We start from the raw sequence: 22410 nt of genomic DNA, 5'->3' as shown, positions 1-22410 counted from the left end.
ATCAGCGGGGGCTGTGAAGCCTAAGCAGCTCGAACGGAGGTGAAATCGTGAATTTTGGTGCCACATTTTGGGGGCCGATGATCAGCTTTGCGCTGTTTGTCTGGTTCACGATGAAGTTTGTATGGCCGCCGATACAGAAGGCACTGGCTGATCGACAGAAGCAAATTGCTGACGGTTTGGCAGCTGGTGAGCGCGGTAAGCAAGAACTTGATAAAGCAAAAGCGGAGGTCGATGAGATGCTCCGCGATGCTCGTCAGCAGGCTACCGAAATCATCAACCAGGCTAACAGACGCCAAGAGGAGATGATTGAAGAAGCTCGGGCTGACGCGCGTTCAGAAGCAGAACGCATACTAGCCGCTGCCCGCGATGAGGTTGAGCAAGAAGTTCAGAGAGCACGAGAAGATCTGCGTAAAGAGGTTTCTCAGCTTGCGATTCAAGCGAGCAGTCAGATCCTCAAACGCGAGGTTGATGCTAAGACACATTCTGATCTTATAGATCAAATGGCGCGGCAGCTTTAAGGGGGTAGTGCCACATGGCGGAGCGCAGCACATTAGCTCGACCATACGCACGTGCCGTTTTCGAGCTAGCTAGGGATAGTACTGAGCGGAAGAAATGGGCGGAGGGACTCTCTGCGCTGGCAACGCTAGTGCAAGACCAGCAGTTACAACCACTGCTCGATCATCCGAGCATCTCGGCAAGCCAATTGGCTGGAATCGTGACTGAAGCGCTCGGAGAGCTCAGTGAGCAAGAAAAGAACTTTGTTCACCTGCTTGCCGAAAACCGGCGCTTAGGTCTGGCAGAGGAGGTATATCGTATTTACGAAACCCTTCGTGCCGAGGCTGAAAATCGGATTTCGGTGGAAGTAGTAACGGCCAAGGCCCTTGAAGACGAGCAACAAAAGCGGCTATCTGAAGCACTGCGTCAGCGCGTAGGAAAAGAAATCGAGCTGCGAACTCGTGTCGACGAATCACTGATCGGCGGCGCGGTGATTAAGGCTGGAGATACGACGATTGACGGTTCGGTAAAAGGTAAGCTGGCCCGCCTTTCGAGCGCACTGGTTTATTGACGAGGTAGGACAATGAAACTCAATCCATCGGAGATCAGCGAGCTAATAAAGCGTCGCATAGAGAGTTTCGATGCTGTAGCAGAAGCCCGGAACGAAGGCACAGTAGTCAGTGTAAGTGACGGGATTTGCAGAATCCACGGCTTGGCTGACGCCATGTTTGGCGAAATGCTTGAGTTCCCTGGTAATACTTACGGCATGGCTCTCAACCTGGAACGTGATTCGGTTGGCGCCGTACTGCTCGGTGAGTATGAGCATATATCCGAGGGGGATACGGTCAAGTGCACCGGGAGGATATTGGAGGTACCTGTTGGCGAAGGACTCCTAGGGCGTGTCGTTGATGCCCTTGGCGCCCCGTCAGACGGTAAGGGACCTATTAAATCGGAAGGTACGGAACCGATTGAGAAAGTTGCCCCAGGTGTTATTACCCGCCAAGGCGTAGACCAGCCGGTTCAGACAGGGTTAAAAGCAATCGATTCGATGGTTCCTGTTGGTCGGGGACAGCGTGAGCTAATCATTGGTGATAGGCAGACCGGTAAAACCGCTGTTGCTATAGATACAATCATTAATCAGCGAGATAGCGGGATTAAGTGTATCTATGTTGCGATTGGTCAGAAGAACTCAACGGTTGCGAACGTAGTAAGGAAACTTGAAGAACACGGCGCAATGGAAAACACCATTGTAGTGTCTGCACCAGCGGCTGATTCAGCAGCGATGCAGTATATAGCTGCCTATGCCGGCTGCGCGATGGGCGAGTACTTCAGGGACCGTGGCGAGGATGCACTGATTGTCTATGACGACTTAACCAAGCAAGCCTGGGCCTATAGGCAGGTGTCGCTGTTGCTGCGGCGGCCGCCCGGAAGGGAGGCATACCCAGGTGATGTGTTTTACCTCCACTCCCGGTTACTTGAGCGGGCAGCCCGGATCAATGCTGAAGAAGTTGAAAGGCGAACCAACGGACAGGTTAAAGGAAAGACGGGCTCACTTACCGCGCTTCCCATTATTGAAACGCAAGCAGGCGACGTTTCAGCGTTCGTGCCGACCAATGTTATCTCTATTACTGACGGTCAGATTTACTTAGAAACTGATCTGTTTAACTCCGGTATTAGGCCAGCGATTAACGCCGGCTTGTCGGTGTCACGAGTAGGTGGGTCGGCTCAGACTAAGGTTATTAAGAAGCTTGGGGGCACCGTTAGGCTGTCACTCGCGCAATATCGAGAGTTAGCGGCTTTTGCACAGTTCGCCTCAGATCTTGATGAAGCAACTCGTGCTCAGCTTGAACGGGGCCAGCGGACGATGGAACTGATGAAGCAGGCGCAATACCAGCCGTTAAGTGTTGGTGAAATGGCGTTTGTCTTGTTTGCTGGAAATGAGGGCTATGTCGACGACGTAGCATTAGATGAAGTAGTACGCTTTGAGAAGGCACTGCTTGATTATCTGCGTTCAGAGCATAGCGAGCTGCTGCAAAAGATAACCGAGACTGGTGATTATAACGACGAGATCCACTCGGGTATGCAGCAGGCCATGGAGCAGTTCAAGAAAAACCGCACATGGTAAAAGTTGCTGTAGGTGGGCCTTTCATAGCCCACCGTAGCCTCCATCGCGATCATGAGGTGATAAATGTCCGGCGGTAAGGAAGTCAAAACCAAGATCAAGAGCGTTCAAAATACGCAGAAGATCACCAATGCTATGGAGATGGTTGCGGCCTCCAAGATGCGCCGTGCTCAGGAGCGGATGGAGGCGAGCCGGCCATATGCGGAGAAAATTCGTCAGGCCATTGGGCACCTAGCAGAGGCAAATCCTTATTACCAGCACCCTTTTCTGGTTGAGCGAGAGCAAGTTAATCGTGTTGGGTATATTGTTATCTCAACAGATCGTGGCCTCTGCGGTGGATTAAACGTAAACCTATTCAAGAGTGTCGTTAAAGATCTGCAGGCATGGCAAAAGGAAGGGGTTGAGGCTGATGTAATCCCCTTTGGTGCGAAGGGAGTCGGCTTTTTCGAGCGGTTAGGGATAAGCATGCCAGCGCAGGTAAGGGATCTTGGCGACCGGCCACATCTGGAACAAATGATCGGTCCGGTAAAGGTCATGCTCGATGCATACGTTGACGGTAAAGTTGACAGAGTTAACTTGGTCAGTAATAAGTTTGTCAACACAATGACCCAGAAACCGTCAGTGCAGAGGCTAATTCCTGTAGAGCCTGTTCGTGACGAGCAAATGCTGCAGAAATGGGACTACATCTATGAGCCCGATGCGGCATCTTTGCTCGATGATGTTCTGCGTAGGTATGTCGAATCTCAGGTTTACCAAGGCGTCGTTGAGAATATCTCGTGCGAGATGGCTGCACGAATGGTTGCCATGAAGAGCGCCTCTGATAATGCCGAACAGATTATCGATGATTTACAAATTACCTATAACAAGGCACGTCAGGCTGCGATCACACAGGAGTTGAGTGAGATCGTCGCCGGCGCTGAAGCAGTCTAACCACGATTTTTAATCACGTGCGGACCCGAGGTCCGTGGAAGCAATTTGAGGGGATCCGAATGAGCGCTGGAAAGATCGTTCAGGTGATTGGCGCGGTCGTCGACGTGGAGTTTCCGCGCGACCAGGTACCGAAGATAAATGACGCCCTTGTTGTCGACGAGCGGGGCCTGATCCTGGAGGTTCAGCAGCAGCTAGGTGATGGCGTTGTGCGAACCATCGCAATGGGGTCATCAGATGGCCTCAAGCGATCAGAGCAGGTGTCGAGTACGGGTAACCCGATAAAAGTCCCAGTTGGCCAAGGCACGCTAGGCCGAATTATGGATGTGTTGGGCAACCCGGTTGACGATGCTGGTGAGGTTAAGACCGAGGACAAATGGTCAATTCACCGCAAGGCACCTAGCTACGAAGATCAGGCTGGCGGGCAGGAACTGCTGGAAACCGGAATAAAGGTCATTGATCTGCTTTGTCCATTTGCCAAAGGTGGCAAGGTAGGGCTTTTCGGCGGCGCTGGTGTTGGCAAAACAGTCAACATGATGGAGCTGATCCGTAATATTGCCATCGAGCACTCTGGTTATTCTGTGTTTGCTGGCGTTGGCGAGCGCACACGTGAGGGCAATGACTTCTATCACGAGATGAAGGATTCCAATGTCCTAGATAAGGTCTCGCTGGTTTATGGTCAGATGAATGAGCCGCCGGGTAACCGTCTGCGTGTGGCGTTGACTGGCCTGACCATGGCTGAGTATTTCCGCGATGAGGGCCGTGACGTATTGATGTTTATCGATAACATCTATCGTTACACTCTAGCAGGTCAGGAGGTCTCTGCGCTGCTCGGAAGAATGCCGTCTGCTGTTGGTTATCAGCCTACCTTGGCAGAGGAAATGGGTAAGCTTCAGGAGCGCATCACCTCGACCAAGACCGGCTCAATTACTTCGGTGCAGGCCGTTTATGTTCCGGCAGACGACCTTACCGACCCGTCGCCAGCGACCACTTTTGCGCACTTGGATGCAACGGTAGTGCTGTCCAGACAAATCGCTGAGCTAGGTATATACCCGGCTGTCGATCCGCTTGATTCAACGTCACGCCAGCTCGATCCTCTTGTGATAGGGCAGGATCATTACGATGTGGCCCGTGGTGTTGAGGGCGTACTGCAGCGCTACAAGGAGCTCAAAGACATCATAGCGATCCTTGGAATGGATGAGCTCTCTGAGGATGATAAGCTGACTGTGTCACGTGCCCGTAAGATTCAACGCTTCCTGTCACAGCCGTTCTTCGTTGCTGAGGTCTTTACTGGCATGCCGGGTAAATACGTGCCTCTGAAAGATACAATCTCATCCTTTAAGGCGATTCTCAATGGCGAGTACGACCATCTGCCAGAACAGGCTTTCTACATGGTTGGTACCGTCGAAGAGGCCGCCGAAAAGGCCAAGAACTTATAATATGAGGGTGTCATGAGTACACTCCGAGTAGATATAGTTAGCGCTGAAGAGCAGCTCTACGAGGGCGATGCGAAGATGGTTATCGCACCTGCGGTAGAAGGTGATGTCGGTATCGCACCTCGACACGCGCCCTTGTTGACGAGGTTGCGTCCTGGTGAACTTCGCCTAGTACTAGAGGACGATGAAGAGTTCTTCTTCTACGCATCAGGTGGCTTGCTAGAGGTTCAGCCTCATCAAGTAACGGTTCTGGCGGATACGGCGGTTAGGGCCCGTGATATTGATGAAGCAGCAGCCCTTGAGGCGAAGCGGCGAGCAGAAGAGATGCTGCAGTCGAAGAAGGATGAGATCGATTACGGCCAAGTCCAGGCCGAACTGGCTGAGGCTATGGCACAGCTGCGCGCGCTTGAAAACCTTAGAAAGAAGGCAAAGCGCTAAGTTGAGAAACGTGGCATGAATTCGGACGTGTCAACCGCGGTTGTCGTGCTGGCTGCAGGACGGGGATCGCGGATGCGTTCTGAAAGGCCTAAAGTGCTACAGCGGCTAGCCGGGCGGCCGCTGCTCAGCCATGTTCTGGATACTGCATATGCTCTCGATCCAAGTAGCATCCATGTTGTTTACGGCTACGGCGGAGACGAGGTCAAAAAGGAAATCAAATCTGCTCAACTGAATTGGGTCGAGCAGCACGAGCAACTAGGCACGGGCCACGCCGTGGCTTGTGCCCTTCCATTTATCTCTGATTCCCAAAGGGTGCTGGTACTCTGCGGGGATGTGCCGCTGGTTACCCCTTCCACCTTGTTACCCCTTCTTCAAGATCCGTCCAATTCTGTAAGTCTGCTTACTGCACAACTACAAAATCCTTCCGGTTATGGGCGTATCATTCGTGACTGTCAAAACGTCTGGATTGAGGGTATTGTTGAAGAAAAAGACGCCTCTGATGGGCAAAAATCTATCCGAGAGGTAAATACTGGTATCCTAGCAGCTCCAGCTGCAGCACTTAAAATGTGGTTGAGTAACCTATCCTCAGAAAATGCCCAAGGCGAATATTATTTAACGGATATCGTTTCGATGGCAGCCAATAGTGGCTATGAAGTCCGCGGCCACTGTGTTCCTGCAGCTACAGAGGTGGCGGGCGTCAATGATTTTGAACAGCTCGCAGAAGCTGAAGCAATTTGGCAAGGTAGACAACGTAGCGAACTGATGCGATCAGGAATGGCATTGCCAGCACCAGAGAGAGTTATCATCCGTGGAACTGTAGAGTTTGGTATGGACTGCGTGATAGATGCCGATGTTTTGCTGGAAGGAGATGTGGTGCTAGGCAATGGCGTCAAAATTGGCGTTGGTTCTGTTGTGCGTAACAGCATAATTGGGGACGATACAACCATCGAGCCTTACTCAGTAATTATAGACTCAGAGATAGGAAGACGCTGTCAGGTTGGTCCATTTGCCCACCTTCGTCCCGCGACTGTTCTAGATGATAAAGCGAGAGTCGGGAATTTTGTTGAGACTAAAGCTGCTCAGCTCGGTGAAGGATCGAAGGCAAACCATTTAAGCTATTTAGGGGATGCTGAGGTAGGAACTCGGGTTAATATTGGTGCGGGGACGATCACCTGCAATTACGATGGAGCTAATAAGCATAAAACTATCATCGGTAATGGTGCGTTCATCGGTTCAGGTACTGAATTAGTGGCACCTGTGAATGTCGGCTCGAGCGCGACCATAGGGGCTGGAACAACATTGACCCGTGATGCCCCACAAAATTGCTTGACAGTGGGAAGGTCGCGGCAGAAGAGTATTTCAGGATGGCAGCGGCCTGGATCAAAGAATGACGAAAATTCCGCGGAAGATGGGCTGATTAGCGAACGGCCTTCTAACCGATCCTCTGAATAAGGAGCTGTTATGTTTGATCATACAGTGGTAGCGGTTCATTACGAGTCACCACACCAGCCGTTGATGGATTCATTGGCTGAGTTGCAAAAATTCGGAGCCAAACAGTTCACACTAGTCGATGTGCTGCGCATCGATGATCCAGATGATCTGAGTGAATCACATCGGGAAGAGGCTAGAAGACGGCTACAGCAAAAGCAGGATGACCTTGAAAAGGCTGGCTTTAAAGTAGATATACAGCAGCCAGTAGGTTTTCCTGCACCCGAATTGGCCAAAATTGGACGTGGCTACGGTGCCCAGTTGATTATGCTAGGGTCTGGCGGAGAGGGGCTACTGCGTGAGTTTTACCACGGCTCAACAGTGCTCGAATTGGCTCGGCAAACCGCCTTGCCGGTGCTTATGGAGCGAATTCACCCTGATCCCAATACCGTATCGCACGGGGAAGTATTTACGCGCCCAATGCTGACGACTGATTTTTCCCCCAAAGCGGCGGCAGCAGAAAACCTTGCTCTTGACATTGGTAAAAGCCACGGAGAGCTTTATATCCTGCATGTAACTGAGGAAGATAAAAGGGTAGAAGGTCAAGAACAACTTGAAAAACTAGCTAATAAAGCCAAAGAACAAGGAGTTGAAGTCACTACTAGGATAGAGTCCGGCACTCCCGCCAGGGTAATTCGCAAGGTGGTCGAGAAAGAAAATGTCAGTTTGCTGATAACAGGCAAACGAGGATCCGGGCCGGGACGGGAGATGGCACTCGGTTACACTGCGCAGCAAATATGTCGCAATTGTCCCTGCTCAGTTCTGCTTGTTCCAAATGAACAAGGAATCTGGCAGCGCTAGATATGTGCGGCATCGTAGGAGCATGTGCACAACGAGATGTGGCCCCATTACTGCTGGAAGGCCTTCGCAGACTCGAGTACCGAGGCTACGATTCGGCCGGCATAGCACTAATTGACCCTGACGGAGAGTTTAAGAGAACACGGGTCGCAGGACGAGTGGCTGATCTGGTTGGAGCTTTAGGCCCCGCAGTACCAATGGGAAATGTGGGCGTGGCGCACACCAGATGGGCTACGCATGGTGAGCCAAGCCATGAAAACGCCCACCCCCATATGGCCAATGAACAATTGGCTCTGGTCCACAATGGAATTATTGAGAACTACGAAGCCCTGCGCGATGAACTGATAAGTGCCGGGTACCAGTTCGCCTCAGAGACAGACACCGAGGTGGCTGCTGCGCTTATTCAGAGCAGACTCAGTGAATCGGACGATTTGCTAGGGGCTGTTGAGCAGGTGTTGCCACGCCTAGAGGGGGCTTACGCGTTTGCGGTAATATCCAAGCATGACCCACAGCGACTAGTGGTCTGTCGTAAGGGGAGTCCACTGGTCGTTGGAGTAGGTATTGGCGAAAACTTCGTAGCGTCTGATGTAACAGCCTTGTTGCCGGTCACAAATCAATTCATCTTCTTGGAAGAAGGTGACATTGCTGATGTGCACCGCGATGAAATAATCATCTACGATTCGAATGGTAGTGTAGTTAGGCGTCCTGTAAAAGAGTCTCAACTGCGTCCAGAGGCAGTTGAAAGAGGTGGCTACCGCCACTTCATGCATAAAGAGATACATGAACAACCAGCTGCTATAAGCGACACCCTTGAGGGTCGTTATTCCTCAGGGCGAGTCCTGGAGTCAGCGTTTGGACCTGGGGCTGGGGAATTGCTAGATAAAGCCAAAAGGCTGCAAATTGTTGCCTGCGGCACTTCTTACCACGCAGGCCTGATTGCTCGCTATTGGTCTGAACAGTACGCTGGACTCCCGTGTGATGTCGAGGTAGCTAGTGAGTTTCGTTACCGGGCTCATGCAGTAGACGAAGGCACGCTGTTATTGGTTATCTCCCAATCAGGGGAAACAGCCGATGTACTTGCAGCGCTGCGCGAAGCGCGCAACATGGGGTATGTTGGGGTTTTAGCTATTTGTAATGTGCCCGAGAGTTCGCTTATTCGTGAAGCGGACTTGGCCATGTTGACTCGAGCTGGTCCAGAGATAGGCGTTGCATCTACGAAGGCATTCACTACTCAATTAACTGCATTATTGTTAATTGTCGCCGCTTTTGCGCGCCGTCAGGGACGGGAAGAGAGTGAACTCGAACTGGTGTCTGCAGCGCAGCAATTACCCGGTGCCGTTGAGCGCGTACTCGAAACGGAAGATTGTGTCGCCAAGCTTGCGGAGCATTTCGTTGATAGACAGCACGCCCTATTTTTAGGCCGGGGTGCTCATTATGCCGTAGCCCTTGAGGGATCGCTTAAGCTTAAAGAGATATCCTATATCCACGCCGAAGCCTACCCTGCGGGAGAGCTTAAACACGGTCCTCTAGCCTTAGTCGATGAAAATATGCCGGTTGTCGCAGTTGCTCCGCAAGACGACCTTATCGACAAACTACGCTCCAATCTCCAAGAAGTTCGGGCCCGCGGCGGTGAACTGTACGTGTTTGCCGATGACAGCACCTCGCTGAAATCTTCTGGCGGTTTCAACGTTGTTTCTGTACCTGCCTCCGTTGAAGCCATTTCACCGATTATCCATACCATTCCACTACAGTTGCTTGCTTATCATGTTGCTGTTTTGCGTGGTACCGATGTAGATAAACCGCGCAATCTTGCTAAATCAGTCACAGTGGAGTGATAAGTCAGGATTAGGACACCAAAACGAAGATAGTCGATCGGTGCCTGATATTCGTCAACCAAACTTGCCAAGGTAGGTAAAAAAATGGATCTGGATGATCTGCTCAGTGACCTTAATGATGATCAGCTGCGTGCTGTTTGTGTTGATGCTGGGAGAACCCTCGTGCTTGCCGGTGCAGGTAGCGGCAAGACAAGGGTGCTAACCAGGAGGGCAGCGTACCTGGTTGCGGCCCAGGGGGCCTCGCCCTTCTCGATTCTAGCTGTAACCTTCACCAACAAGGCGGCTGGTGAGATGCGGGGGCGCATAGGCAGCCTGCTTGGCATAGCCACAGCTGGCATGTGGGTTGGAACGTTTCATGGTATTGCCCACCGCCTGTTGCGCCAGCACGCCGATCGAGCAGATCTTCCGGAAGGGTTCCAGATTCTTGATTCTGATGATCAACTGCGCATGGTAAAGCGCATATTGCGTAGCCGTGGCAATGACGAATCGAACTATCCGCCGCGCCAGGTACGCAACTTTATTAGCAGTCGCAAAGATGAGGGGCTACGGGCGCGTGATATAGAGTCCGGGAATGGCGATATAGCGGATGAAATGCTCGCTATTTATGCCGACTATGAGCAGGCATGCCAGCGTGCAGGGATGGTTGACTTTGGGGAGCTACTGCTGCGCGCCTACGAGTTGCTAAGATTCGACCAGGAACTGCTAGAACACTACCGGAGACGCTTTCAACATATTCTTGTCGATGAGTTGCAGGACACCAATAGTCTGCAATATCGCTGGCTGAAGCTAATTGCCGGGCCAAACTCAGAGGTCTTTGCTGTTGGTGATGATGACCAGTCTATATATGGTTGGCGCGGAGCGCGCGTTGAGAATATTGAGCGTTACTGCCGGGAGATGGGCGATGTGGCAGTTGTGCGCTTGGAGCAGAACTACAGGTCGACCGCAACTATTCTATCGGCAGCAAATGACTTAATAGCCTGTAATGCAAGCAGGCTTGGCAAGAACCTTTGGACCCAGGGCGCTAGTGGTGAACCGATAACACTTTATTCAGCCTTCAATGAGGTCGATGAAGCACGCTGGGTAGTTGAGCGGATACGCGCGCAGATTCAAGAAGGGGACTATCATGCTGGTGATTTTGCCATTCTATATCGCTCCAACGCCCAATCAAGGGCATTTGAGGAGGCGTTAGTAGCTCAACGCATACCTTATCGAGTCTATGGCGGGTTGCGCTTCTTTGAACGCGCCGAGATAAAGGATGCCCTGGCTTACCTGCGTCTTACTATCAATCGCCATGACGACAGCAGCTTCGAGCGGGCGGTTGCTACCCCGCCACGCGGTATTGGTGCTAAGACTATGGAAATTGTGCGCAGCTACGCCCGCGAGAGCGCACAGAGTTTGTGGTCGGCAACGCGCGATTTGATTGTTACTCAAAGCATCTCGGGCAGGGCGCGCAATGCACTAATTAGTTTCATAAATCTGCTGGATGAACTGGAAGACCGGGTCAAGGAACAACCACTGCATCACCAGGTTGAGCATGCTATATCCTCAACAGGACTGCGCAATCACCACAGCAGAGATGAAAGCCGGCTGGAGAATCTTGATGAGTTGGTGACAGCCGCTCGCAGCTTTGTTCAACAAAGCGATGAGAATATCGAAACAGATCAGCACCCACTGATTAGTTTTTTGACCCATGCAGCACTGGAGGCGGGAGAAGCACAAGCGGACGATTGGCAGCGCTCTGTCCAACTGATGACCTTGCATGCTGCTAAAGGACTGGAGTTTCCGGTCGTCTTTTTAGCCGGCATGGAAGAGGGGCTGTTCCCGCATTATCTTTCTAGAGAAGACTCAGCTCGGCTCGAGGAAGAGCGGCGTCTGTGTTATGTGGGCATGACAAGGGCGCGGCAAAGGCTTTTATTAACCCATGCCCAGCGCCGCCGCTTGCATGGGCGGGATCAGATGACGAGTCCGTCAAGATTCTTGTCCGAGATACCGGATCGTTATATCGAATTAATCCGGCCGCATATGCGGGTTAGCCGAAATGATGGACTGCGTGATAGTGGTGATACACGTCAGGCTAGCGTTTCACCCGTTTCACCAAAATTTAGCGATGAGCCACCAGAGGGGTTTAGTATAGGGAGTAGAGTTCGCCACTCGAAGTTTGGCGAGGGAGTGATAATGTCCAGCGAAGGGCGAGGCGATAACGCTCGCCTGCAGGTTAGATTTGATGGGGGGGACACGAAGTGGCTGGTTGCTGGGTTCGCCAAGCTCGAGGTTATGAACTAAGCAAGTTAGAATGCCTAAACTTAAGAGGGGTGCACACGTCCCACTCTCCAGCCTCTCACCTAGTTGTCGTAGGCGCTGTGACTCCTACAAGTGAGGCTTGCCTAATCCACTCGCACCAGGGCTACGTCAAGACCAGGGCTCAGAGATCAAGCAGTATTTCACGTTCACGTGATGAAGGCTCAAAGCCGCGGTCCTCGTAAAAAGTGAAGATAGCTTCTACTACCTCGCGCGGCTCATCAATTACCTGGAACAGTTCCATATCCTCTTGATCTATGGCCCCCTCGGCTACCAAGTTCTCTTTAAACCAGTCGATCAGCTTTTCCCAAAACGGCCGGTGCACGAGTATTATAGGTATCTTCGGAGTTTTACCGGTCTGGACCAAGGTCAAAATCTCGGCTAATTCGTCGAGTGTGCCGAATCCCCCCGGGAGGACAACATAGGCCGATGCATACTTAACGAACATCACCTTGCGCGAGAAAAAGTGACGGAAATCAAGAGCAATATCCTGGTACGGGTTGGCTACCTGTTCCCGTGGCAGTTCAATATTTAGCCCTATGCTTGGCGATTTGCCAGCTTGAGCTCCCTTGTTAGCGGCCTCCATAATCCCTGGGCCACCACCACTGACGACTGAGAAGCCTGCATCCGATAGTTGCCGTGCAACATCCTCAGCGAGTTTGTAGTAGGGACTGCTCGGGGGCACACGGGCTGACCCGAAAACGCTTACCGAGGGTTTAATAGATGACAGCCTCTCAAAACCTTCGACAAACTCAGCAATGATCTGGAAGATCTTCCAGGACTCGCGGATCAGCGTTCCGTTGGTAGAAGATCTATCTTGGTGATCGAATTTTTTGATATCCATAAAGAGACTCATGTTCTTTTTGTCTGTCCAGTTCCTATGATAACCAATATTTCATGGGTGTTGTTATCATCCAACGAAGATGGGGGGAGCTAAGCGGCTCTGGGGGTGTCTTAGGGGTTCCATTATGCGTGGTCCCTAAAGCCATCGAAATACTCAACCACTGCAACTTAAGGCAAACCGATGTGTGTAAGAGATAAAAAACTAGTCTTGGTAGATGGCTCCTCATATCTCTATCGAGCCTACTATGCACTGCCACAACTAAGTAACAGCAGTGGCGAACCCACAGGGGCGCTCTACGGTGTTGTTAATATGCTCCACAAGCTGCTCAGTGAGGAGGCTGATGAACATATTGCCGTTGTCTTCGACGCTCCAGGGCGCACCTTTCGCGATGATCTATTCGAACAATACAAAGCACATCGGCCGCCCATGCCGGATGAACTCCGTTCTCAGCTTAATCCCCTTAAGGAGATAATTAGTGCATTGGGAATCCCTGTTGTAGAAGTTGCTGGCGTTGAAGCTGACGATGTCATTGGCACCTTGGCTAGGCGCTCTGTTGGTCCGGTTCTTATCTCTACGGGTGATAAAGACATGGCTCAACTTGTTGATGAGCGAGTAACCTTGCTCAATACAATGACTGGCAGAAGGCTTGACCCTGCGGGCGTTGAAGAGAGGTTTGGCGTGCCGCCCGAGGCTGTGCGCGATTACCTAGCCCTGGTCGGCGACAAGTCGGACAATATACCTGGCATTCCCAAAGTTGGTGAGAAGACGGCCGCGAAGTGGCTGCAAGAGTACGGCAATATTGCTGCATTGCGCGAAAATGCCGACGAAATCAAAGGCAAGGTAGGCGAGAGTCTGCGGGCTCACCTTAATGAGCTTGAGCTATCGGTCAATCTGGCTACTATTCGTTGTGATCTAGATCTTGATGTATCACCTCCCCAACTGCTGCGCCAGTCCCCTGATAATTCGCGCTTGAGAGAACTCTACCGGCGCTATGAAATGCGCCGGCTGTTAAAGGAGCTGGAACCCGACAGCCCTGAGCATAATGCTAAAGCGGATATGCAGCAGGGCCCCGAGTCTGCGGGTAATCAGAAGCATGGGGTTAACCAAACATCAAGTGAACAAGATTTGTCGCCAGACTATCAGCTTGTCACTGATGAGCAGGAGTTGGACGTATGGATTGCTAGCCTGAAAGAAGCAGAGGCCTTTGCCTTTGATTTGGAGACCGATTCACTCTCCTATATGGATGCAGCAATAGTCGGTTTTGCTCTGGCAGTTAAGCCCCACCAGGCAGCTTATGTACCTGTAGCACATGATTATGATTCAACATTGGGACAGCTAAGGCAGCTCTCTCTCGATTATGTATTAGCACGACTGCGGCCTCTGCTTGAGGACGATAATCAACTTAAGGTCGGCCAGAACCTAAAGTACGATATGAGCGTTTTGGCCCGCTACGGAATAGATCTGCGCGGGGTTGCATACGACACCATGCTCGAATCATATGTGCTTGACTCAACGGCAACCCGCCACGACATGGACTCCCTAGCGTGGAAGTATCTTGGCGTATCAACAACGACATACGAAGACTTGTGTGGGAAAGGGGCCAAGCAGAAGCCTTTTGCCTCAATTGATGTCCACAAAGCAAAGGATTATGCCGCAGAAGATGCGGATATAACGCTGCGCTTGCACCAAAAACTACTGCCGCGACTTAAGGATAAGCCAAGCCTGTTTAATGTCTTTTCGCAATTAGAGATGCCGCTTGTTCCGGTGCTCTCGCGCATGGAGAGAGGCGGGGTAAAGGTTGACCAGGAAATGCTCGGCGAGCAAAGCAAAGAGCTAGCTGAGCGTATGTCGGAGGTCGAGTCCTTAGCTCACAGCGAAGCTGGAGAAGAGTTTAATCTGAACTCGCCGCGACAGATTCAAGAGATTCTTTTCGAGCGCATGGGCTTGCCGGTTGAGCATCGCACCCCGAAAGGACAGCCCTCCACAGCCGAGGCTGTCTTAGAAGAGCTCCGCCATAAGGGCTACGAATTACCGCGTCTAATACTCGAGCACCGCGGCTGGGCAAAGCTCAAATCGACCTACACAGATAAGCTACCGCGCCTGATTCACCCGCAAACCGGCAGGGTTCATACCTCGTATCATCAGGCGGTTGCGGCTACAGGTAGACTATCCTCATCTGACCCTAACCTGCAGAATATTCCCATTCGTAGTGAGGCAGGGCGAAAAATAAGACAAGCCTTCATAGCCGAGCCAGGATACTCGCTGGTTACGGCCGATTACTCCCAGGTAGAGCTGCGCATAATGGCGCATTTATCTGCGGATGAAGGCTTGCAGCGCGCGTTTGCTGCCGGGGAGGATATCCACCGTAGCACCGCTGCTGAGGTATTTGGGGTGGAGCACCCGAGTGATGAGCAGCGCCGCGCAGCGAAGGCAATAAACTTTGGCCTGATCTATGGCATGTCGGCGTGGGGGCTAGGTCGTCAACTGAATATTGAGCGTGAATTGGCACAGCTGTATATCGACCGCTATTTTGAGCGCTATCCCGGAGTGCGTGAATTTATGGCAAAGACCCGCGAGCAGGCACGCGAGAGGGGATACGTTGAGACAGTCTTTGGCCGTCGTCTTTATTTGCCTGAAATCAGCAGTCGTAATCGCCAGCGCCGCGAATATGCGGAGCGTACCGCAATAAACGCACCTATGCAGGGGACTGCAGCAGATATCATAAAGCAGGCTATGATCGATGTGGATGCCATGCTGAGTGATAAGTACCCTGGAGTGCACATGGTGATGCAGGTACATGATGAGCTAGTACTAGAGATACCGCAGGAACAGATAGAGCCAGTTAGCAAACGAGTCCAGAAGTTGATGGCGGCCGCTGATCAAGGCGCCCTAACCGTGCCATTGGAGGTCGAGATAGGGGTTGGTAGAGACTGGGATGAGGCTCACTGAGTGGTCTCTCGGATGCATATTGGGGGAAATTTAGCTACCCTTGAACAAGCTTAATTAACGGTGAAAAGTCTAAAATGGAAGTCTTAGATCCAGTTTTTCTGTCCCGTCTGCAGTTCGCCTTCGTGGTCTCGTTTCATGCGATATTCCCGGCGTTCACAATCGGACTTGCCGCTTACATCGCCTTCCTGGAGGCCAAGTGGTATCGCAACGACGACCCTATCTACCGACAGCTCTCGGAGTTTTGGACAAGGATCTTCGCGGTCGTATTTGGCATGGGGGTTGTGTCCGGCATCGTAATGTCGTTCCAGTTCGGTACTAACTGGAGTGAATTCTCCTTTGCTGCGGCCAATTTCATCGGACCAATTATCTCTTACGAGGTGCTGACAGCCTTCTTTATGGAGGCGGTTTTTCTTGGTGTACTGCTATTTGGGCGGGATAGAGTGCCGCGAGGCACCCATCTGTTCGCCGCATGCATGGTGGCTATCGGTACGTTTATTTCATCGTTCTGGATTCTATCCGCCAATTCGTGGATGCACACCCCGGCAGGATTCGAACTGCGCGACGGTATCTTCTATGTGACTTCGTGGATTGAGGCCATATTCAACCCGTCACTCTGGTATCGCTTCGCCCACGTGGCTGTGGCTTCGTTACTCACCGGGGCCTTTGTCGTAGCTGGGGTAAGCGCATATTACCTGCTGCGCAAGAGAGAAGAGGAAGCTAACCGCAGAGCTCTATCAATGGCGCTGTGGATGATCCTATTTACTGCTCCGGCACAAGCATTCGTCGGCGACTTGCACGGCCTGAACACTTTTGAGCAACAGCCGATCAAAGTCGCAGCGATGGAAGGTAACTGGGAGACGCGTGAGGGCGCCCCCTTCTACCTTTTTGCTTGGCCGGACTCCGAGGCCGAGGAAAATCGCTTCAGTGTAGGTATTCCTAACGCGGCGAGCTTTATCCTAACCCATGATTGGCATGGCGAAGTCCCCGGACTAAAGGAGGTCAGCGCAGATGAGAGGCCACCGGTAGGAGTGGTCTTTTGGTCTTTCAGGGTGATGTTGGCTATTGGAGTAATAATGATCGCCATAGCGGTCTGGAGTTTGTGGTTGCGTATCCGCGGGCGACTCTTCGTAAGTCGGGGATTGCAGAGGGTTTTGCAGTGGATGATCCCGGCGCCGTTTATTGCCGTGCTTGCCGGTTGGTTCGTAACCGAGACCGGCCGCTATCCGTGGCTGGTGTATCAGCACATGACCTTGGCGGAGGGCGTCACGCCGTCCCTTACCGGCGGCATGGTGCTCGCTACGCTAATCGGTTATGTCGCCGTTTATGCGATTATCTTTTCGGCTGGCATTTACTACCTCTCGCGCATAGTGGTTAAGGGCCCAGAAAGTGTAGATAAATATGCGTCCACTGAGGTGGCCCCCTCAAGGCCGATGTCGCTAGTAAATATTCCTTTTGAGGAAAATGAGCAGAGGTAAAGACCATGGAACTGATCGACATTACCTTGATCTGGGTAGGGCTGGTCGGCTTGGCAGTCATAATGTATGTGGTTTTGGACGGCTTCGATCTGGGGGTGGGCATCCTCTACCCACTGCTGCCTAACGAGCAAGCCCGTGATCATATGATGCGTTCCGTGGCACCCGTATGGGATGGCAACGAAACCTGGCTGGTCTTAGGTGGGGCAGGGCTACTAGCGGCATTTCCGGCTATCTACTCGATCTTTCTGCCAGCTCTGTATATCGGCGTATTCCTGATGCTTGCCGGTCTGATTTTCCGTGGCGTTGCCTTCGAGTTTCGGTTCAAGTCGCAGCGCTATCGGCATTGGTGGAACATAGCCTTTGCCGGAGGCTCAACGGTCGCGGCTGCAGCGCAGGGCTTTGTTGTAGGCGCTTATGTCCAGGGCTTTGAGGTCGAGGGCTTTACTTATGTTGGTGGGGCTTTCGACTGGTTCACTCCGTTTACCCTGTTTACGGCGCTATCGCTAGTCATCGGCTACGCCCTGCTGGGAGCGACGTGGGGCATTATGAAGACCGAAGGAGAGACGCAGAAATGGCTTTATGGGGCGACTCCCTGGATTTTGGGAGCAACAGCAGTCTGCTTGTTTGTGGTTAGTATATGGACCCCCCTGACGCAGCCCACGGTAATGGAACGCTGGCTTGAAGAGTGGCAGCGACTTTGGGTCATGCCGTTTATTGGCCTTGTGTCCACCGTTCTTGTTATGTGGGGTGTAGTAAAGCGCAGCGATTTTATGCCCTTTTTCAGCGCAATAGGACTGTTTCTATCTGCCTATGCTGGGATCCTGGCCAGCAAGCTCCCATATGCCGTCCCGCCGCAAATAACGTTCCGTGAGGCGGCCTCTGCGCCGGAGTCACAACTTTTCCTATTGCTTGGCATTTTGTTCATGTTGCCGATAGTCTTGGGCTATACCGCGTGGACCTATTGGGTATTTCGCGGCAAAGTTCAACATAGTGGTGGATACCACTGAATGAGTGATCTGGAGCAACAACACAGCGAGAGTAATGATGTTAGTCCAGCCCGGTGGCTCAATGCTCAGGCTAAGGGAGCACGCGGTGCTTTCGCCATAAGCATTGGGATGGGGCTAGTGGATGCTGTACTGATAGTTGCACAAGCCCTGCTGATTGCTTGGATAGCCAATGCTGCCCTGATCACCAAGCAGCCATTAGAAGACATGCTCCCGGCTTTTGCCGGTCTAGGCGCGGTCTTTGTGTTGCGCGCGGTGTGCACATGGGCTAGGGCTGCAGCAGGGGCTTGGAGCGCGAAAACTATAACAGCTGCTGTGCGCCGGCGCCTCTACCGGCATATCGCAGCGCTTGGGCCGGCTCGCTTGCAGGGATATCACAGTGGCCAGGTAGCAAGCGCCCTGGTTGAGCAAGTCGAGGCCTTGGAGGGCTATTACGCCAACTACCTACCGCAAATGGTGCTGGCCACCATTATCCCCTTGGGGCTGATAGCCGTAGTTTTTGTTCTTGATGTTATCGCTGGACTGCTACTGCTGCTGGCAGCACCGTTGGTGCCGTTGTTTATGGCACTCATAGGGATGAAGGCAGAGCGCAGGTCACAGGAGCAGCAGCAGAGCATCAGTCGTATTAGCGCCCATTTTCTCGATCGCTTGCGGGGACTGGGAACATTGCGGATCTTTCGTGCAACCGAGCGGGCAGCTGCTGATGTTGAGCAGGCGGCGGAGGAGTATCGAGCGCGCAGCATGGGAGTACTCAAAGTAGCCTTTCTCTCTTCTGCAGCACTAGAACTGATCAGCGCGGTCTCGATAGCCCTGGTTGCCATCTACATCGGTTTTTCCTTGCTTGGGTTTCTCGATTTTGGCCCGGGTCCGGAATTGGGGCTCCTGAGCGGCTTGGCGATTCTGATATTAGCACCGGAGGTGTTTCAGCCCCTGCGCCGTTTTGCAGTCCATTACCATGATCGGGCGACCGCGATCGGCGCGGCTGAGCAAATAACGCAGCTACTCGCCGAGCCCTTACCCGCAAATGTTCTCGCAGAAGATGCCCCGCGCAGTCAGTATCTCAAACCGCTTGAGCATGACCCGGATAGTGGCTTGCCGCAGCCACAGCCGGTTGCACTGAGCTTCGATAGGGTTTCGGTGCGTTTCCACAGGGGCGGCACATCAGCGGGATTGCAAGACCTAGACTTAAAGATTTCGGCAGGCGAAAAGGTAGTTATCAGCGGCCCAAGCGGGGCGGGTAAATCGACATTACTGCATCTTGCAGCAGGATTCCTAGAGCCTGACCAAGGTGCGGTCAGGATTGATGGTCAGCTCCCTCCCGGTGCGGCAGGAGTTGCCTGGGTAGGCCAAAGGCCGTGGCTCTTCCATGGCAGTGTGCGAGAAAATTTAACCCTGGCTGCCCCACAGGCACAGGAGCGGACCCTCTGGGCAGCTTTGGAATATGCCGATTTGGCCGAAGTGGTACGAAGCATGCCGGAGGGAATGGCGACCCCTCTTGGCGAAGAGGGGCACGGTTTGTCTGGGGGACAGGCAAGTCGTTTAGCCTTAGCGCGAGCGCTGCTGGCCGGGGCACCCTTATTGCTGCTTGATGAGCCTACCGCGGGACTCGATCCGGATAGCGCTCAGCGGGTTCTCAAGGCATTGGAGCGGTTAGCCGATGGCAAGCGAAGCATCGTTATGGTTGCCCACGATGCTGCTGCTCAACGCTCGGGTGAGCGGCAGCTAGTGATAGAGCAGGGGCGCTTGGTGGAGGACCGTCGTGCGTGAGTTATTACCTTTCATTCGTGACCTGCGAGCCGAGAGAGGTCGCTTGGCGCTCGGAACGCTGCTGCTGATAATCAGCCTGCTATCTGCAATCGGGCTACTGGGCTTGTCAGGGTGGCTTATTACTGCAGCTGCGCTAGCTGGACTGGCCGGGCTGTCACTTGAGGTATATCGGCCTAGTGCGGGAATACGCTTTTTTGCTATTGCACGTACTGTGTCACGTTACTTTGAACGCCTAGTTCACCACGATGCTGTGCTGCGGGCCTTAGCTCGTTTGCGTGGCCAACTGTTTCGAGCCATGGCCCCGCTACCTTTGCCGCAACTTGGGCGTATGCGGCGCAGCGAGATGCTCAACCGCATGACTGCGGATGTCGAGGCGCTGGATAGCCTCTATCTACGCATCATGGGCCCAAGCCTGGCGGCTGCAGTGACATCTCTGATAACCGTAGTTGTGTTGGTCTGGTTGACAGGGCTCGTAGGCTGGGCAGTAGGGGCAGTGCTGCTGTTCGGTGGGGTGATTTTGCCACTAGCCGCTTGGCGGCTCGGATCACCACATGGTGAGCAGATTGACCGCCACCTGCCAGCTCTTAGAGGGGCTGGCCTTGATGCGGTTCAAGGGCTTGCTGAACTACGTGCCTGTGGAGCCGTTGAGCGCCATGAACGCCATTTGATGGGTGCAGCAGAAGGGCTGGGCGATGCACGGGCGCGCGCGCTGCGCTTGAGTGGCCTGGGCGATGCCGCTACCGGTTTGTTGGGTCATAGTGCTCTGTTTGTTGCCCTCTTAGTAGGGGTGCAACAGTACCAAGCGGGGGAGATCAGTGGTCCACTGCTGGCTCTAGCAGCCCTGGCAGCATTGGGCGCGGGTGAGGCCCTGAGCGCATTGCCAGGCGCTTGGCAACAGCTTGGACGGACCCGGGCCGCAGCGCGACGACTGCTTGAGTATGATGCTCGTAACCAGGGAACAGGTAGCGCTGGAGAGGTAGAGCCAGGTGCTAATAGAACGCTGCAAGATTCAAAACAATCAAAGCTGCAGCAACCTGATGGCCCCCTGTCGATTGCTTTGGAGGGCGTAACATTTCGCCATTCCCCTTATGCTGAACCCGTCCTGGAAGGGGCTGATTTGCGAATCGAAGCGGGGGAGTGCGTAGCCATTTTCGGTCCCTCGGGGAGTGGGAAGTCAACCTTGTTGAATCTTGTAGCCGGCTTTGTCGAGCCTGAGGCGGGTCGCGTGTGGCTGGGCGATGAAGCAGTCGACGAATGGCCTGAGGAGAAACGGTTTGGCTGCATAACCTACCTGGCGCAAAGTTCTGAGCTGTTTGCCGATACGGTAGCCGCCAATTTGCGCATCGCAGCACCCTATGCCGATGAGCAGCAACTCTGGCGTGCATTGAATATGGCAGGGGTTGACGAGGTGGTGGCCAATACAGCTGATGGCCTTGATGAGTGGGTCGGCGAGGCTGGTTCTCGCTTTTCCGGAGGTGAGGCGCGGCGATTGGCACTGGCGCGTGTGCTGTTAACCGATGCCCAAGTCGTGTTACTCGATGAGCCTTTTAGGGGGCTGGATGTCGCCACGGCCGATGAGGTCAGGCGGCGGATAGAGCCTTGGCTTAGCCAGCGCACAGTGGTGATAGTAAGCCACGATCCTGCGGCGGCGCCGGCTCATCAGCGGCGGGTGGCGTTCGGCGATATCTGAGCAAAAGAAAGGGCCCCGGACCTGCTGGGGGGACAAGCCGGGGCCAAGCGACAACCCGATCATGGGGGGGGTATGAACGGGTTGAAAGCGCCGGGTAACTACGCCTCTCATATGGTGCGACCATAAGACGCGCTAAAAGTTCCCTAATTCGAGCCAGCCATCTAGTGTTTTGGCCAGTTCATCAACCCCTTCCCCCTTCGGGGCGGAAAAACGCTGTATGCTGGTTATGGTTAGATTGTTCCTGGAAAGCTCGCGTATAGTCTCCTCCTGGCGGGCCTTAGCAGCACCATGTTTTAGTTTGTCGGACTTGGTTAACAGGCCGTGAACCCTGATATGTGCACTGCGGGACCAGTCAATCATCTGCATGTCCAGATCGGTAGGCGCATGGCGGATGTCCATTATGATGACTACCCCGCATAGGGAGCGCCTGTATTGGAAATAAGCTGGCAGTGCTTGTTCCCAGCGCCGCTTGACTGACGCGGGCACTTTAGCGTATCCATATCCCGGCAGATCGACGAGACGACGCTGTTCATCGAGATCGAAGACGTTAATCGCCTGTGTCCTGCCGGGGGTGCCGCTGGTTCTGGCGAGCTTGCGTTGGCCGGTTAGAGTGTTGATAACGCTTGATTTACCGACATTGGAGCGACCGGCAAAAGCGACCTCAGCTCCCGTATCAGGACAGAGGTCGTCGGGAGTAGGAGCGCTAAGGCGAAAACGAGCGCCACGATAAAGTTTGCTGATGATCTGATTGTCCATATAAGCTTGTTGATTAGTGAATTTGGCCACTATTTTGCCAATAAAATTGACGCTTGCGGTAAGTGTTGATATAAGTATTTGCCGTTTC

The 22410-nt window shown here is 53.1% G+C and carries 17 protein-coding genes; 15 read left to right on the top strand and 2 right to left on the bottom strand.

What is annotated here, in order from left to right; genetic code table 11:
• Positions 1-47: 47 nt before the first annotated feature.
• From HH1059_RS12910 to uvrD, 10 genes are all read left to right on the top strand, one after another.
• Entirely contained in the window at positions 48-518 is a 471-nt protein-coding gene (locus tag HH1059_RS12910; protein WP_096406803.1) for a F0F1 ATP synthase subunit B, read from the top strand.
• Between the two features lie 14 nt (positions 519-532).
• Entirely contained in the window at positions 533-1066 is a 534-nt protein-coding gene (locus tag HH1059_RS12905; protein ID WP_096406800.1) for a F0F1 ATP synthase subunit delta, read from the top strand.
• Between the two features lie 12 nt (positions 1067-1078).
• Positions 1079-2620 carry a F0F1 ATP synthase subunit alpha gene (gene atpA, locus HH1059_RS12900; RefSeq protein ID WP_096406798.1) on the top strand — a complete coding sequence of 514 codons (1542 nt, stop codon included), beginning with the start codon at positions 1079-1081 and terminating at the stop codon, positions 2618-2620.
• Positions 2621-2683: 63 nt separating this feature from the next.
• Complete coding sequence (gene atpG, locus HH1059_RS12895; RefSeq protein WP_096406795.1) at positions 2684-3547, top strand: F0F1 ATP synthase subunit gamma; 864 nt, start codon at positions 2684-2686, stop codon at positions 3545-3547.
• Between the two features lie 59 nt (positions 3548-3606).
• Complete coding sequence (gene atpD / locus HH1059_RS12890; RefSeq protein WP_096406793.1) at positions 3607-4983, top strand: F0F1 ATP synthase subunit beta; 1377 nt, start codon at positions 3607-3609, stop codon at positions 4981-4983.
• Positions 4984-4995: 12 nt separating this feature from the next.
• Positions 4996-5418: a F0F1 ATP synthase subunit epsilon gene (locus tag HH1059_RS12885; protein ID WP_096406790.1), complete on the top strand. Its 423-nt coding sequence runs from the start codon at positions 4996-4998 to the stop codon at positions 5416-5418.
• A gap of 15 nt (positions 5419-5433) precedes the next feature.
• Positions 5434-6870 (top strand): bifunctional UDP-N-acetylglucosamine diphosphorylase/glucosamine-1-phosphate N-acetyltransferase GlmU, encoded by a 1437-nt coding sequence (gene glmU, locus HH1059_RS12880; RefSeq protein WP_096406787.1) that lies wholly within the window; start codon positions 5434-5436, stop codon positions 6868-6870.
• A 9-nt stretch (positions 6871-6879) separates the two neighbouring features.
• The gene (locus HH1059_RS12875) at positions 6880-7707 is read left to right on the top strand and encodes a universal stress protein (RefSeq protein ID WP_096406785.1); all 828 of its coding nucleotides are present in this window, start codon (positions 6880-6882) and stop codon (positions 7705-7707) included.
• 2 nt (positions 7708-7709) lie between these two features.
• Positions 7710-9539 (top strand): glutamine--fructose-6-phosphate transaminase (isomerizing), encoded by a 1830-nt coding sequence (gene glmS / locus HH1059_RS12870; RefSeq protein WP_096406782.1) that lies wholly within the window; start codon positions 7710-7712, stop codon positions 9537-9539.
• Positions 9540-9623: 84 nt separating this feature from the next.
• Positions 9624-11822 carry a DNA helicase II gene (uvrD, locus tag HH1059_RS12865; protein ID WP_096406780.1) on the top strand — a complete coding sequence of 733 codons (2199 nt, stop codon included), beginning with the start codon at positions 9624-9626 and terminating at the stop codon, positions 11820-11822.
• Positions 11823-11961: 139 nt separating this feature from the next.
• Here uvrD and HH1059_RS12860 read toward each other — a convergent pair whose 3' ends face one another.
• Positions 11962-12681, bottom strand: a complete 720-nt coding sequence (locus tag HH1059_RS12860; protein ID WP_096406777.1) for an LOG family protein — start codon at positions 12679-12681, stop codon at positions 11962-11964.
• 180 nt (positions 12682-12861) lie between these two features.
• Here HH1059_RS12860 and polA point away from each other — a divergent pair, with 180 nt between their 5' ends.
• The 5 genes from polA to cydC all read left to right on the top strand — a co-directional run bounded on the left by polA (position 12862) and on the right by cydC (position 21566).
• Positions 12862-15630: a DNA polymerase I gene (polA, locus tag HH1059_RS12855; protein ID WP_096406774.1), complete on the top strand. Its 2769-nt coding sequence runs from the start codon at positions 12862-12864 to the stop codon at positions 15628-15630.
• 74 nt (positions 15631-15704) lie between these two features.
• Entirely contained in the window at positions 15705-17105 is a 1401-nt protein-coding gene (locus HH1059_RS12850; RefSeq protein WP_096406772.1) for a cytochrome ubiquinol oxidase subunit I, read from the top strand.
• Between the two features lie 5 nt (positions 17106-17110).
• Positions 17111-18112, top strand: a complete 1002-nt coding sequence (locus HH1059_RS12845; protein ID WP_096406769.1) for a cytochrome d ubiquinol oxidase subunit II — start codon at positions 17111-17113, stop codon at positions 18110-18112.
• A complete protein-coding gene (cydD, locus tag HH1059_RS12840) occupies positions 18113-19876 on the top strand; it encodes a thiol reductant ABC exporter subunit CydD (protein WP_096406767.1) in 1764 nt (587 codons plus the stop codon).
• Positions 19869-21566, top strand: a complete 1698-nt coding sequence (cydC, locus tag HH1059_RS12835) for a thiol reductant ABC exporter subunit CydC (RefSeq protein WP_096406764.1) — start codon at positions 19869-19871, stop codon at positions 21564-21566. The genes cydD and cydC overlap by 8 nt, the downstream gene beginning before the upstream one ends.
• A gap of 132 nt (positions 21567-21698) precedes the next feature.
• On the opposite strand, the gene yihA is transcribed toward cydC, so the two are convergent.
• The gene (gene yihA / locus HH1059_RS12830; RefSeq protein WP_096410257.1) at positions 21699-22307 is read right to left on the bottom strand and encodes a ribosome biogenesis GTP-binding protein YihA/YsxC; all 609 of its coding nucleotides are present in this window, start codon (positions 22305-22307) and stop codon (positions 21699-21701) included.
• Positions 22308-22410: the final 103 nt, after the last annotated feature.

Origin of the sequence: Halorhodospira halochloris (assembly GCF_002356555.2) — a bacterium.
Lineage (GTDB): Bacteria > Pseudomonadota > Gammaproteobacteria > Nitrococcales > Halorhodospiraceae > Halorhodospira > Halorhodospira halochloris.
This window is presented reverse-complemented; position numbering and strand designations above follow the sequence as displayed.